12 protein-coding genes are annotated in these 12,797 nt (G+C 60.2%); 10 read left to right on the top strand and 2 right to left on the bottom strand.

Features of this window, described 5'->3' with window-relative positions:
* The first annotated feature begins 214 nt into the window (after positions 1–214).
* Positions 215–610: a DUF2721 domain-containing protein gene (locus M3P88_RS09185; RefSeq protein WP_249615746.1), complete on the top strand. Its 396-nt coding sequence runs from the start codon at positions 215–217 to the stop codon at positions 608–610.
* 8 nt (positions 611–618) lie between these two features.
* Here M3P88_RS09185 and M3P88_RS09180 read toward each other — a convergent pair whose 3' ends face one another.
* Positions 619–1,383, bottom strand: coding sequence for a TSUP family transporter (locus M3P88_RS09180; protein WP_249615745.1), 765 nt, complete (start codon positions 1,381–1,383; stop codon positions 619–621).
* A 186-nt stretch (positions 1,384–1,569) separates the two neighbouring features.
* Between M3P88_RS09180 and M3P88_RS09175 the strand changes: the two genes are divergently transcribed.
* The 9 genes from M3P88_RS09175 (at position 1,570) to M3P88_RS09135 (ending at position 12,133) form a co-directional block, all read left to right on the top strand.
* The gene (locus M3P88_RS09175; protein WP_249615744.1) at positions 1,570–2,268 is read left to right on the top strand and encodes an oligogalacturonate-specific porin KdgM family protein; all 699 of its coding nucleotides are present in this window, start codon (positions 1,570–1,572) and stop codon (positions 2,266–2,268) included.
* Positions 2,269–2,486: 218 nt separating this feature from the next.
* A complete protein-coding gene (araD, locus tag M3P88_RS09170; protein ID WP_249615743.1) occupies positions 2,487–4,223 on the top strand; it encodes an L-arabinonate dehydratase in 1,737 nt (578 codons plus the stop codon).
* A 14-nt stretch (positions 4,224–4,237) separates the two neighbouring features.
* Entirely contained in the window at positions 4,238–5,059 is an 822-nt protein-coding gene (locus M3P88_RS09165; RefSeq protein WP_249615742.1) for an HpcH/HpaI aldolase family protein, read from the top strand.
* Positions 5,060–5,063: 4 nt separating this feature from the next.
* Positions 5,064–5,966 carry an aldose 1-epimerase gene (locus tag M3P88_RS09160; RefSeq protein WP_249615741.1) on the top strand — a complete coding sequence of 301 codons (903 nt, stop codon included), beginning with the start codon at positions 5,064–5,066 and terminating at the stop codon, positions 5,964–5,966.
* Complete coding sequence (locus tag M3P88_RS09155; protein WP_249615740.1) at positions 5,963–6,841, top strand: SMP-30/gluconolactonase/LRE family protein; 879 nt, start codon at positions 5,963–5,965, stop codon at positions 6,839–6,841. The genes M3P88_RS09160 and M3P88_RS09155 overlap by 4 nt, the downstream gene beginning before the upstream one ends.
* A gap of 58 nt (positions 6,842–6,899) precedes the next feature.
* Positions 6,900–7,763 (top strand): NAD(P)-dependent oxidoreductase, encoded by an 864-nt coding sequence (locus M3P88_RS09150; protein WP_249615739.1) that lies wholly within the window; start codon positions 6,900–6,902, stop codon positions 7,761–7,763.
* A gap of 46 nt (positions 7,764–7,809) precedes the next feature.
* Positions 7,810–9,825, top strand: a complete 2,016-nt coding sequence (locus M3P88_RS09145) for an alpha-glucosidase (protein WP_249615738.1) — start codon at positions 7,810–7,812, stop codon at positions 9,823–9,825.
* A 308-nt stretch (positions 9,826–10,133) separates the two neighbouring features.
* Positions 10,134–10,919, top strand: a complete 786-nt coding sequence (locus M3P88_RS09140) for an SDR family NAD(P)-dependent oxidoreductase (RefSeq protein WP_249615737.1) — start codon at positions 10,134–10,136, stop codon at positions 10,917–10,919.
* Between the two features lie 209 nt (positions 10,920–11,128).
* Positions 11,129–12,133, top strand: coding sequence for a LacI family DNA-binding transcriptional regulator (locus tag M3P88_RS09135; protein ID WP_249615736.1), 1,005 nt, complete (start codon positions 11,129–11,131; stop codon positions 12,131–12,133).
* A 31-nt stretch (positions 12,134–12,164) separates the two neighbouring features.
* Here M3P88_RS09135 and M3P88_RS09130 read toward each other — a convergent pair whose 3' ends face one another.
* Positions 12,165–12,716: a GNAT family N-acetyltransferase gene (locus M3P88_RS09130; RefSeq protein WP_249615735.1), complete on the bottom strand. Its 552-nt coding sequence runs from the start codon at positions 12,714–12,716 to the stop codon at positions 12,165–12,167.
* Between the last annotated feature and the right edge of the window lie 81 nt (positions 12,717–12,797).

Below are 12,797 nucleotides of genomic sequence, written 5' to 3'. Positions count from 1 at the left end.
AGGGAACCGGGTTTACCTGCCGGCAGGGGCACTGCCAAAGCGATCAAGTGCAGGCAAACGCAGGGGATGAGGCAGAGCCATCAAAAGTACCACGGCATATGGCTCGGCGGCCCGCCCCCTTTCCCCTGACTGATCGTAGCGCTACAATTCCATTCTTTCCCATGCTGTCTGCGCTACATTCTGGCTGCCGGCAAACCTCAAGCCCCCCAAAATAATGATGGAATTAGCCACACCGGGCCTCCTGTTCCCGGCCTTGTGCATGCTGCTGATTGCCTATACCAACCGCTTTCTGGCACTGGCCGGCATCATTCGTAACCTGTGCAAAGAATATCAGAGCGCCCGGGACCGCAAGATCATCCTGCAGATCAGCAGCCTGCGCCGCCGGCTGCGCCTGACGCAATACATGCAGCTTTGCTGCATGGCCGCCCTGCTGGGCTGCGTACTGGCCCTGTTCAGCATCCTGATGCGGAGGCCGCACTATGCCTACTACAGCTTCAGCACCAGCATCAGCCTGATGCTGGCCTCGCTTTTGCTGTCGCTCTACGAGCTGAAGCTTTCCTCCGATGCGCTGAATATCCTGCTGGCCGATTTACTGGAGCGAAAAGCCTGATTGCAGGCTTACGCCAGCATGGCCAGCCCGCTCCCCAGCAAGAGCAAGGCCACCAGCCGCCGCAGCCCCGGCCCTTTGCTGGCCGCACCCCGATGCAGGCCAAGCCGGCTTGCCCCCCAATAAACCGGCAACAGAAACAGGGTCGGCAGCAGCAAGCCGGGGTTAAAAACGCCACTTGGCACCGAAACCAGCAACCGTAGCAGGCCGCAACAGGCAAAGACCAACATCAGCGTGTCGCGCACGCGCACCGCAGGCAAGCCCAGTTGATAGAACAGCAGCACCAGCGGCGGGCCGGCCGCCGCAAACAGCCCGCCCATCAAGCCGGATAACGCGCCGCAAGCCAGCTTGACCCCGCGCTTGCCGGCCCATGCCGCCAGTGGCGGCGGCCACAATATGGTCAGGCTGGATAACACCACCACCAGCCCCAGCAATTTGCCCAGCCAGTAGATGGCATCGCCGGACAATTCGCCCAGCAGCCACAAGCCCAGCGGCACCATGGGCAAAGCCGGCAGCACGCCCCATGCAAATAAGCGCCAGTCCGGCGCCAGCCGGCCACGCCCAAGCAGCAGCAGCGCGCCGGCCAACGTGAGGCTATTCACCAGTTGCGCGGCATCGGCAATGCCCAATAGCCCCAACTGGGTCGACAAGGCGAGCAGCACCAGACCGAATGCAAAACCCGTCAATGACTGCAAATAGGCTGCTAGGGCAACAATGGCAGCCAGCAAGGCGCCCTGCATCACGCTTGCCCATGGCCAGACCAGTAAACCGCTCATTCTTCCCGCCCTCCGTTGTTCAAATAAAGATCCAATCCGCTACCGTTTTTTGATCCAGATCAGCAAACCTGCCGTTTACACCGGCAATGTGGCATGCAGCATTTGCAGCGCTACTATAAAACTTCAATAATAGCGCTATTATTTTTTAAGCCACCCATCCTGACATACCGACAAAAGGACTGCAGCATGAATAAGACCCTCATCGCCACCTTACTGGCCATCGCTTGTGGTAGCGCCGGCGCCGCCGAACTCGACCTGCGCACCGGCTACGATACCGGGATGGACAAGTGGTTTTCGCGCGCGCTGATCGGTCATCAGTGGGACTCCGGCATCGGCGGCTGGATGGAGCTGACGGCAAACCAGAGCTCCGGCTCTGACGAAGGCTACGACAGCTTCACCGCCGGCGACAACGAAGCAGCGGTTTATTACAACTACAAGCTGAACGACCAGCTGTCGCTGGTGCCCGGCGTGGCGCATGTCTGGAACAAAGAAGGTTCGGAAACCCGTCCTTATGTGGAACTGCGCTGGAAGCTGAGCGAAACGCTATCGATCAACCCGCGCTACCGCTACCAGCAAGGCCACATCGACACCAATAGCGCGAACGAAAAGGTCAAGGCGCATAACTACTCGATCTGGGCAACCTGGAAGGCCAACGACCACGTCCACTTCTCGCTCAACCCGGAATACACCAAGCGCGTGTCCGGCCCCGACTTCAACCAGTTTGCCGGCGACGACATGTTCGAGCTGGGTCTGCAGACCCGTTTCGTTAGCGTCAGCAAAGACTTCACCCCGTATTTCGATATCCGCTACGTCGACAAGGGCGACAAGAATGGCCAGGAAGTGAACCGTACCTGGGTACGTGTCGGCGTGAAGATTCCGCTGTAAGCCATGGCTAAAGCCTGAAGCACTGAAAGTGCATGACAGGGGTAGCAGGTGACCTGCTGCCCCTTGTTATGCCCGCCGGCAAGCGCGGCCGGCCGCAGCTGGCAGTGCGGTTTAGCACAGACGGTAACACTTGCGTCGCCATATTCGTAGCGCTATTATCGAGCCATCCAAAAAATATATCGCAACGCTGCGAAAGCAGATACCGAGGAATCCATAGCATGTCGGAAAAGAAAGCCCTGAGCGAACTGCGCAGCCAACGCTGGTATGCGCCCAACAGCATTCGTGCCTTTGCCCACCGCCAGCGTACCCAGCAAATGGGCATGCGCCGCGACGAGTTCATGAACAAGCCGGTCATCGGCATCATCAACACCTGGAGCGATATGTCTCCTTGCCACTCGCACCTGCGCGAGCGGGCCGAAGCGGTGAAGCGCGCGGTATGGGCGGCAGGCGGCTATCCGGTCGAACTGCCGGCGCTGTCGGTAGGCGAGGTGCTGGTCAAGCCGACCACCATGCTGTATCGCAACTTCCTGGCGATGGAAACCGAAGAATTGCTGCGTTCGCATCCGATTGATGGTGCCGTACTGCTGGGCGGTTGCGACAAGTCGACCCCCGCGATGCTGATGGGCGCCATCAGCATGGACATTCCGATGCTGTTCTGCCCGGCCGGCCCGATGTCGAACGGCAAATGGCGTGGTACCACCACCGGTGCCGGTACGCATACCAAGAAGTACTGGGACGAGCTGCGTCTGGGCAATATCACCCAACACGACTGGGTCGATCTCGAAGGCGCGATGACACGCTCGATCGGCACCTGCAACACCATGGGCACCGCCTCGACCATGACTTCGATCGCCGATGCGATCGGTTTCATGCTGCCGGGCGCATCCAGTATTCCGGCTGCCGATAGCCGTCACCCGCAAATGGCTTCCGCCTGCGGTACCCGCATCGTCGAAATGGTGTGGGAAGACCTCAAGCCGTCCAAGTGGCTGACCCGTGAACACTTCCTGAACGGCGTCGCGGTCTATATGGCACTGGGCGGTTCGACCAATGCCGCCATCCACCTGATTGCCATGGCGCGCCGCGCCGGTGTAGCACTGACGCTGGACGATATGGCCGAAATGGCGACCAAGGTGCCGGTGCTGGCCAACCTGTTCCCGTCCGGCGACAAGCTGATGGAAGACTTCTTCTTCGCCGGCGGCCTGCTGGCGCAGATGAAGAAAATCGAACAGTTTTTGCATACCGACTGTGCCGGCGTTTCCGGCAAGCCGCTCAAGGCATTGCTGGCAGACGCTAGCTGCTACGACGACGAGACCATCCGCGGCCTCGACAATCCGGTTGTAGCACTGGAAAAAGGCGCCACGCTGGCGGTACTGCGCGGCAACCTCGCGCCGCGTGGTGCTGTGATGAAGTCTTCGGCAGCCAACCCGAAGTTCCGCAAGCACACAGGCCCGGCGCTAGTCTTTGATAGCCATCAGGAGCTGTCCAACCGCATCGACGACCCGAATCTGGATGTCACCGAGGACACCGTGGTGATCCTGCGCAATGCAGGCCCGGTCGGCGCACCAGGCATGCCGGAATGGGGCAACCTGCCTATTCCGAAGAAGCTGCTGGAAAAAGGCGTACGCGACATGGTGCGCATGACCGATGCCCGCATGAGCGGCACCCACTACGGCAGCTGCATCCTGCACGTGACCCCGGAAGCCGCCATCGGCGGCCCGCTGGCCCTGGTGCGCACCGGTGACCTGATCGAACTGGATATCGCTGCAGGCAAGCTGAACATGATCGTCGACGACGAAGAGCTGGAACGCCGCCGCAACGAATTCAAGCCGGTTCACCACCAGTACGCCCGCTCCTTTGCCGCGCTGTACCAGCAACATGTGACCCAAGCCGACGAAGGCTGCGACTTCGATTTCCTGCAGTCGCCATCCGCCGTGCGCGAACCCGACATTTTCTAATTCTGGAGCTTACGATGAACTTTCCGCACAACGCATTTAAAGAATGGATGCAGGCACGCCGCAAGCCGGTTCCGCTGGGCACCTGGATGATGACCCACAGCGCACAGGTATCCGAAGCCATGGGCTTTGCCGGCTTCGACTTCCTGGTACTCGACATGGAACACGTACCGGTCGATTCGGCCGATGCCGTCACCATCATGCGCGCCCTGGAAGGCACGCCAACCAAGGGTGGCCAGATCGTGGTACGCCTGCCATGGAATGACCCGATCATCGTCAAGCGCCTGCTCGACGGCGGTGCAACCACGCTGATGTTCCCGTTCATCCAGAACGCGGAAGAAGCCAAGAGCGCCATCGCCTCGACCCGCTACCCGCAAAACGGCAATGGCGGCACCCGTGGCTGCGCCGCCGTACACCGTGCCAGCCGCTACGGTGCCATCAGCGATTACCTGCTGCGCGCCAACGACAGCGTGTGCAGCATCGTGCAGATCGAAACGCCGGAAGCCATGGCCAACATTCCTTCCATCGCAGCGGTTGAGGGCGTGGATGCCGTCTTTATCGGCCCGGGCGACCTGTCGGCCAATATGGGCTATCTGGGCAATATCGCCAACGACGATGTACGTCATGCGCTCAAGGCCGGTGTAGACGCAGTACACGCCGCAGGCAAGCCATGCGGCATCGTGCTGGGCAATCCGGAAATGGTGCGTTGGGCGATCGAACTGGGCTACGACTTTGTTGCCATCGGTTCCGACATGAGCATGTTGCTGGCCCGAGCCAAAGAGCAGATCGCTGCCGTACGCGGCGAAAAGCAGCAACAAGCTGCCGGCGGCGTGTACTAATCCCATGACAGCCGCGCTGACCTACCTCAAAAATGGCGACCTTGAAGTCTGCTTGTGCCCGTCGCTTGGCGGCGGACTGGCGGGTTTCAGCGCGGCCGGCATCCCGCTGCTGCGTGAATGGAATGGCGAGGCCAGCGTACGCCGCATGGCCAGCTATCCACTGGTGCCCTACTCCAACCGTATCGCCAACGGCCGTTTCGACTTTGACGGCCAGACCCGGTCGCTGCGCCTGAATTTCGGCGACCACCCCCATCCACTGCATGGCTTGGGCTGGCAGCGCGAATGGAAGCTGGAACAGACCTCGGAAGCGTCCGCCGTCATGACGCTGGCGCACCGTCCCGAACAGGATGGCGCCGCAGACTGGCCTTGGGCGTTTGATGCGACACAGACTTTTGTCCTGACCGGCACGAGCCTGACCGTGACGCTGGCCTACCACAACCTTGCCGACAGCGTGGTACCGGTCGGGCTGGGCTGGCATCCCTACTTTCCGCGCACGCTGAACGGGCAGGATGCCACGCTGGAATTCTGTGCCGATAGTGTATGGATGATGGACGAAACGGCCCTGCCTTCGGCGATGGAATCCATCCCGGAAAAATGGAACTACCGGCAAGCCCGTCCTCTGGGACGGCCTGCTCTGGATAACTGCTTCGCCATGTGGCACGGCGAAGCCCGCATTGCCTGGTCCGGCAGCGGCATGGCTATCCGCATGAGCGCCAGCGAAGAGCTGGGACATCTGGTGGTGTTCACCCCGGCCGCACCGGCAGACTTTTTCGCGGTTGAGCCGGTCAGCCATGCCAACAATGCCATCAATCTGAGCACGCCCACCATCCATGGCATGAAGGAAGTCGCCGCAGGCGCGACGCTCGAAGTCACCATGCGTTTGGCTATAGAAAGAAATACAGCATGAATTATCAGGTTGAATCCGTACTCCATGCACAAGCCCATCTGGGCGAGTGCGCCATCTGGTCCGAGCGCGAACAGGCGTTCTACTGGGTGGACATCCTCGCACCGGCACTTAACCGCTTCGATCCGGCCACCGGCGAGAACCGGGTTTATCCGATGCCGGCGCATATCGGTTGCTTCGGCCTGCGCGAAAACGGCGGTTTTATCGTGGCGCTGCGCAACGGCATTTTCCTGACCGATGCCGAGGGCCATATCGAAAAGCAGGTGGGCGACAACCCGACCGACCATGACAAGAGCCGCTTTAACGACGGTCACGTCGACCTGCATGGCAACTTCTGGGCCGGCACCATCTGGGAGCCGCGCGACCACAAGGGCGGCAAGCTGGTACGCGTGAAACCGAGCGGCGAATGCGAAGTGATGGCCGGCGATGTACTGGTCTCCAATGGTCTGGGCTTCAGCCCGGACGGCAAGTGGATGTTCCACACCGATACGCCTAACCATGTGCTGTACCGCTACCCGGTCGATGCCGACGGCAATATCGGCGAGCGCGAAGTCTTGCGCGAATTCGAGCGCGGCAACGGCGGCCGTCCCGATGGCGCGGCTTTCGACAGCGAAGGCTACTACTGGACTGCGATGTTCGACGGCGGCCGCGTACTGCGCATCCACCCGGAAACCGGCGAGACGGTAGACGAAATCAAGCTGCCGGTGCGCTGGCCAACCATGGTTGCTTTCGGCGGCCCCGATCTCAAGACGCTTTACATCACCTCCAGCCGTGAAAACCGCAGCGCGGAAGAACTGGCCGAATACCCGCTGTCCGGCAATGTCTTTGCCGTGCGCGTGAATGTTGCCGGCCGGCCCGAGCCGCTGTACCGCGGCTGATGGATTTAGGTGGCGCCAAGGTGCCACCGCAGAGAATTTAATTTAGAGGAGCAAACAAATGAAAATAGGTTTTATTGGTCTGGGACTGATGGGCGAGGCGATGAGCCTTAATCTGGTGAAAAAATCCGGCCACCCGGTGTCCGTATTCGACCTTGATCCGGCCAAAGTAGCCGTCCTGACCGCTGCCGGCGCGACCGCTGCAGCCTCCATCCGCGAAGTGGGCGAAAGCTGCGACGTGGTGATCTCGATGGTGCCTAAATCGGAACACGTGCAGGCGGTCTACCGCGAACTGCTGCCGGTTGCCCGCGCAGGCCAGATCCTGATCGACATGTCGACTATCGATGTAGCGGTGTCGGTCGAGCTTTCCGAGCAGGCGGCCAAAACCGGCGCCATCATGCTGGACGCACCGGTGGTCAAGAGCGTACCGGCGGCCAAGGATGGCACGCTGGGCATCTATGTAGGTGGTGATAAAGCCGCTTTCGAGCAGGTTCAGGCCATCCTCGCCTGCATGGGCTGCAACATCATCCATCTGGGCACCAACGGCCGTGGTCTGGTGATGAAGCTGGCACACAATGTACTGGTTGCCGAGATCCAGAACGGCGTCAATGAAATGCTGACCGTTGCCCACGAGTTCGACATTTCCACCGCCGACTTCGCCACCGCCGTGTCCTACGGCGGCGCCAGCAACTTCTACCTGACCAGCAAGCTGAACGCGCTCAAGGCCGAGGATTACACCACCGCCTTCTCGCTGGAAAACATGGGCAAGGACATCGACTGCATGGTGCGCATGGCCGAGCCTAAAGGCCTCAAGCTGCCGGGCGTGCTCAACTGCCAGAGCGTCTACAACTTCGCCATTGAAAACAGCATGGGTCGCGAAGATTTCTGCGCATCCATCAAGGCAGTCAAGCTGCGCGCACACTGATTCCCATTCGGGCTGCCTGGCGGCCCTTTTCATTTAAGGTTTGAAAATGCAACTGATCACCATTGATGGCGGCTTTGAAATCCGCCACAACGACGCGCTGCTGTTTAGCCACACTGCAGCGGCTCCGGCCTTCTTTGTTGGCGCAGGCCAGGAAAAGATGGAAATCTACCGCGGCAACTTCGAGATCGAAGATTACCTCGAGTCGCGTATCGCCCTGACCTTTGCCCGTATCGAAGGCCAGCAGATCCATCTGTCCGCCGCCGAAGGCCAGCCGGTCCTGCTGACCGCGACCCTGCATATCGATGGCGATGATTTCAAATTCGTCTTCGAAGCGCACGATGCTGAACTGAACCGCTGCTGGATCCGCCTGCCAGCCGAGAAGAAGGAAAACATCTGGGGCTGCGGCGAACAGATGTCCTACTTCGACCTGCGCGGCCGCCACTTCCCGCTGTGGACCTCCGAGCCGGGTGTTGGCCGTGACAAGAGCACCGAAATCACCTTCAAAGCCGATGTAATGGGCAAGGCTGGTGGCGACTACTATCACACCAACTACCCGCAGCCGACTTTTGTATCGTCGCGCAAGTACTCGGCACACATCGAAACCACGGCCTATGCCGATTTCGATTTCCGCCATGACGCCTTCCATGAGCTGCAGGTTTGGGCCATCCCGGCCGAGCTGCAAATCAAGACCGGCGCACGCTACCTTGATCTGATTGAAAAGCTGTCCGCCCAGTTCGGCCGCCAGCCTAAGCTGCCTGAGTGGGTTTACAACGGTGCCATCCTCGGCCTTAAAGGTGGCGAAGTGAACACCTTCAGCCGCATGGAAAATGCACTGAACCACGGCATCAAGGTATCCGGCGTATGGAGCGAAGACTGGTGCGGTCTGCGCGTCACCTCGTTCGGCGCCCGCCTGTTCTGGGACTGGGACTGGAAGCATCATCAGGACCGTTACCCTAACCTGCCGGCCAAGATCAAGGAGCTGAACGATCGCGGTATCGAATTCCTCGGCTATGTGAACCCTTACCTGTGCAACGACGGCCAGCTGTTCCCGGTTGCCAAGGAAAAAGGCTATCTGGCTCTGGACAAAGACGGCAACGTCGCCCTGGTTGACTTCGGCGAATTCGACTGCGGTATCGTCGACTTCACCAACCCGGATGCTTCCAAGTGGTTCCAGGATGTCGTGCTGCGTGAAAACATGCTCGATATGGGCATCAAGGGCTGGATGGCCGACTTCGGCGAATACCTGCCGACCGAGAACGTCTACCTGTCGAATGGTGTCGATGCCAAGCTGATGCATAACGCCTGGCCAACCCTGTGGGCCAAGTGTAACGCCGAAGCCGTTGAAGCCAACGGCCAGACCGGTGATGCGCTGTTCTTCATGCGCGCCGGCTACACCGGTGTCCAGCGTTACTGCCCGCTGTTGTGGGCCGGTGACCAGAGCGTGGACTGGAGCCGTCATGATGGTCTGGTGACCGTTATCTCCGGCGCTCTGTCCTCCGGCATGCTGGGTAACGCCTACCACCATAGCGATATCGGCGGTTACACCTCGCTGTTCGACAACCGTCGCAGCAAGGAACTGTTTGACCGCTGGGTAGAAATGGCGGCATTCACGCCAGTGATGCGTACCCACGAAGGCAACCGTCCGGGCGAGAACTTCCAGTTCGACCAGGATGGCGCGACGCTGGCACACTTTGCCCGCATGACCCGCATCTATACCCACTTGGCTCCCTACCTGAAGTCGCTGGTGGAAGAAGCTTCGAGCAAGGGTTATCCGGTTCAGCGCGCCATGATGCTGCACTTCGAGCACGACCCGGAAACCTACACCAACCAGGAACAGTACCTGTACGGTGCGGATCTGCTGGTGGCTCCAGTACACAAGCAAGGCGCGACCGAGTGGACGACCTACCTGCCGGCAGGTACCGACTGGGTGCACGTCTGGAGCGGTCAGAAGATCACCGGTGGCCAGAAAATCACGCTGCCGGCTCCGGTTGGCCAGCCGCCTGTGTTCTACCGTGCCGATAGCACCTGGCAAGAACTGTTTGCCGGGATTGCACAGCAGTAAGCGGTCCGCCACCAATATCGGGAGCATCCTGCCGGGTGCTTCCGATACACTTCCCCCCCCTCCGTACTGGGGGGTTATTTTTTGCTGCAGGCCATTTCCAGCGCTTGCAACTTGCCGCTGCCGGCTGCGCTTTACTATCACATACCGTGCGTTTAACCGCCGTGATCACCCGTCACAATAGCGCTGCGAAAATATTTCTGACTATTATCACTATTAACGGCATAAATGTTGATAAGCTTCATTCGTAGCGCTATTATGATTGCGATCAATCACATGTTGCGGAAGGATGCTTCCGCCGGGAGACTTACATGAAAACCTACGAAACGGCCCTGTACTCTTCGCTCAAGGACAAAGTAATCTTTATCTCGGGTGCAGCTTCCGGCATTGGTGCTGCCTACGTCGAGGCGTTCCTGCAGCAAGGTGCTAAAGTCGCCTTCATCGACTTCGACCGCGAGACGGCCGAACAGCTGGTGGCCTCGCTCAATACCGAAAATGTTTACTTCCAGTTCTGCGATGTACGCGATATCGAACTGCTGCGCACCTGCATCAAGAATGTAGAGGCCAAATGGGGGCGCATCGATGCACTGTTCAATAATGCCGCGCGTGATGACCGCCACGACATGATGGACGTCACCCCGGAATACTGGGACGAACGCTTCAATACCAACCTGCGTCACCAGTTCTTCGCTGCGCAGGCCGTGGTACCGATCATGGAAAAGAATGGCGGCGGCGTCATCATCAATATGGGCTCCATCTCCTGGATGCGCGGCCGTCCGGGCATGGTGTGCTACACCACCCCTAAAGCTGCCATCAACGGCATGACCCGTACCATGGCGCGCGAGCTGGGCGTGAAGGGCATCCGCGTGAACTCGCTGGTACCGGGCGCCATCCGCACCGCACGTCAGGATGCGATGTGGGCCGGCAATCCAGAAGGCTTCGAACAGGCCAACCAGCTGTTCATCGACCAGCAGATGCTGAAGTTCCGTCTTGATGCGTCCGACTGCGCGCGCATGGCGCTGTTCCTCGCCTCCGACGAGAGCCGTGGCTGCACCGGCCAGAATTTCGTAGTCGATGCCGGCCTGATGCATCAATAAGACCGCATCCGGTACCTGACCGGTACTGCTCACCCCATGCAATGGCGCGCTAGTCGCGCCATTGCCCTGTCTGCGGCTAGCGGCGCATGCACACGAAAGCTTAAGCGGTATAATGCGGCACTATTATCAGTAATACATAAATGAAGACTGTGGATAACGCTCAAGATAAGCCACGCCAACGCAACCGGCGTGGCACCCAACGTACGACCATGCTGGATGTGGCCAAACAGGCTAATGTCTCTCCTAGTACCGTGTCTCTCTATCTGCGCAAGCCCGATGCGGTATCGGAAAAGCTGCGGGAGAAGGTCAGGCAGGTCATCGAAGGGCTGCACTACGTCCCCAACCGTATGGCGGGCAGCCTGGCTGCGGCCAAGAGCCGTACCATCGCGGTCATCATTCCGACGATTTCCAACAGCTTTTTCGCACGCTCGGTCGAGGCCATGCAGGAAGTGGCGGAAAAGGCCGGCTACAACCTGCTGCTCGGCAATTCCGACTTCAACCCCGAACGCGAGGAAGAGCTGGTCAGGGCCTTCCTCGAATGGTCCCCGGCCGCGGTGGTGCTGACCGGTTGCCACCAGAACGAACGCACCATCGGCATGCTCAAGGCCGCCGGCATCCCGGTCGGGCAGATGTGGGAACTGGGCACGCCGCATCTGGGGCTGCAAGTCGGTTTCGACCACACGGCCCTTGGCCAGAGCGCCCTCGAACATCTGTACGAGGGTGGCTGCAAGCATGTCATCTACCTGGGGGTGCGCCTGGACTGCGACCACCGTGCCCGCGTGCGCGCGGACGCTTATGTCGAAGCGGTCAAGGCCACCGGCCTGCACGCGCCCCTGGTCATCAATATTCCGCCGACCACCGAGCACCTGGTGCAGGGCGCAGGTACGGCGATCGCCAGCGCCTTGGCGGCCAACAAGTCGATCGACGGCGTGATCTGCTCCAACGACTGGCTGGCGCTGGGCGTCCTGTTCGAGGCGCAACGCCGCGGCATCCGCGTGCCGGAGCGCCTGTCGGTCATCGGCTACGGCGACCTAGACTTCGCGGAATGCAGCAACCCGCCGCTGACCACCATCCGCCCGCACCGCTGGCAGATCGGCAGCCAGCTGATGCAGGGACTGATCGAGCGCTGCGAGGCGACTCAGGACGAGTGGCCGGACCACGCCGTCGACGTCGGCTTCGACCTGATCCCGCGCGGCACCAGCCGTCTGTTCTGATCATCCGCCGCCCATGGGTGGCGGATAGGTTTCAGGCTGCAGCGCGTGCCAAATCCGCACGTAACACAGGCAGATCGCGCCACTCCACCCGTAGCAAAGTCAATACACTGCCATCTCCATAGCGGTGTACGCCTTCAGCTTTTTCATGCCCGCCTTTTGCCCGGTAGAACCCCCGTGCCGGCTGATTGTCCTCCACCACAGTCAAGGCCAGCGTCCGGGCACCGGTCTTGCCGTGCAGGGCATCCAGCAGGCGTACCAGCAGGGCCTGTCCCAGACCCTGCCCTTGCCAACCCGGCAGCACATGCAGGTTGTCGAGAAAGGCCTCGCCATCAGCATCCGGGACGCGGTCTGCCTCGCTCAGTGCGATCGGCCGGTCGCCACACATGGCAAGCTCGATCCGTTTCTTACCCGTCCGCAATGCATGCTCCCAGTACTGGATTCTTTCCGTCTGCGCGGCCGGGCTATCCAGCCACTGCTTGCAAAGCAAATGGCCATAACAATGGCGCCAGCTGGCCAAGTGCATTTCGGCCAATGTCCGGGCGTCAGCCAGTACCGCCTCTCTGAATTTGATATTGTCCATCATGCGTCTCCATAAAAAAGCCCTGCCAGATCTGAATGGCAGGGCCGGGGTTACTTAGCTATCCCGCAGGATAGTCAAGGTTGG

The sequence above is a fragment of the Craterilacuibacter sp. RT1T genome, from assembly GCF_023502145.1.
Classification (GTDB): domain Bacteria; phylum Pseudomonadota; class Gammaproteobacteria; order Burkholderiales; family Chromobacteriaceae; genus Craterilacuibacter.
Note: the sequence above shows the minus strand (reverse complement) of the source record. Positions and strands in the feature narration are given on the sequence as shown.

Bases quoted from the DNA above. Each gene is read 5' to 3' on its own strand.
- M3P88_RS09180 (WP_249615745.1), bottom strand. From the start codon at position 1,383: ATGAGCGGTTTACTGGTCTGGCCATGGGCAAGCGTGATGCAGGGCGCC.
- M3P88_RS09145 (WP_249615738.1), top strand. From the start codon at position 7,810: ATGCAACTGATCACCATTGATGGCGGCTTTGAAATCCGCCACAACGAC.
- M3P88_RS09185 (WP_249615746.1), top strand. From the start codon at position 215: ATGATGGAATTAGCCACACCGGGCCTCCTGTTCCCGGCCTTGTGCATG.
- M3P88_RS09155 (WP_249615740.1), top strand. From the start codon at position 5,963: ATGAATTATCAGGTTGAATCCGTACTCCATGCACAAGCCCATCTGGGC.
- M3P88_RS09165 (WP_249615742.1), top strand. From the start codon at position 4,238: ATGAACTTTCCGCACAACGCATTTAAAGAATGGATGCAGGCACGCCGC.
- M3P88_RS09135 (WP_249615736.1), top strand. From the start codon at position 11,129: ATGCTGGATGTGGCCAAACAGGCTAATGTCTCTCCTAGTACCGTGTCT.
- araD (WP_249615743.1), top strand. From the start codon at position 2,487: ATGTCGGAAAAGAAAGCCCTGAGCGAACTGCGCAGCCAACGCTGGTAT.
- M3P88_RS09130 (WP_249615735.1), bottom strand. From the start codon at position 12,716: ATGATGGACAATATCAAATTCAGAGAGGCGGTACTGGCTGACGCCCGG.
- M3P88_RS09140 (WP_249615737.1), top strand. From the start codon at position 10,134: ATGAAAACCTACGAAACGGCCCTGTACTCTTCGCTCAAGGACAAAGTA.
- M3P88_RS09175 (WP_249615744.1), top strand. From the start codon at position 1,570: ATGAATAAGACCCTCATCGCCACCTTACTGGCCATCGCTTGTGGTAGC.
- M3P88_RS09160 (WP_249615741.1), top strand. From the start codon at position 5,064: ATGACAGCCGCGCTGACCTACCTCAAAAATGGCGACCTTGAAGTCTGC.
- M3P88_RS09150 (WP_249615739.1), top strand. From the start codon at position 6,900: ATGAAAATAGGTTTTATTGGTCTGGGACTGATGGGCGAGGCGATGAGC.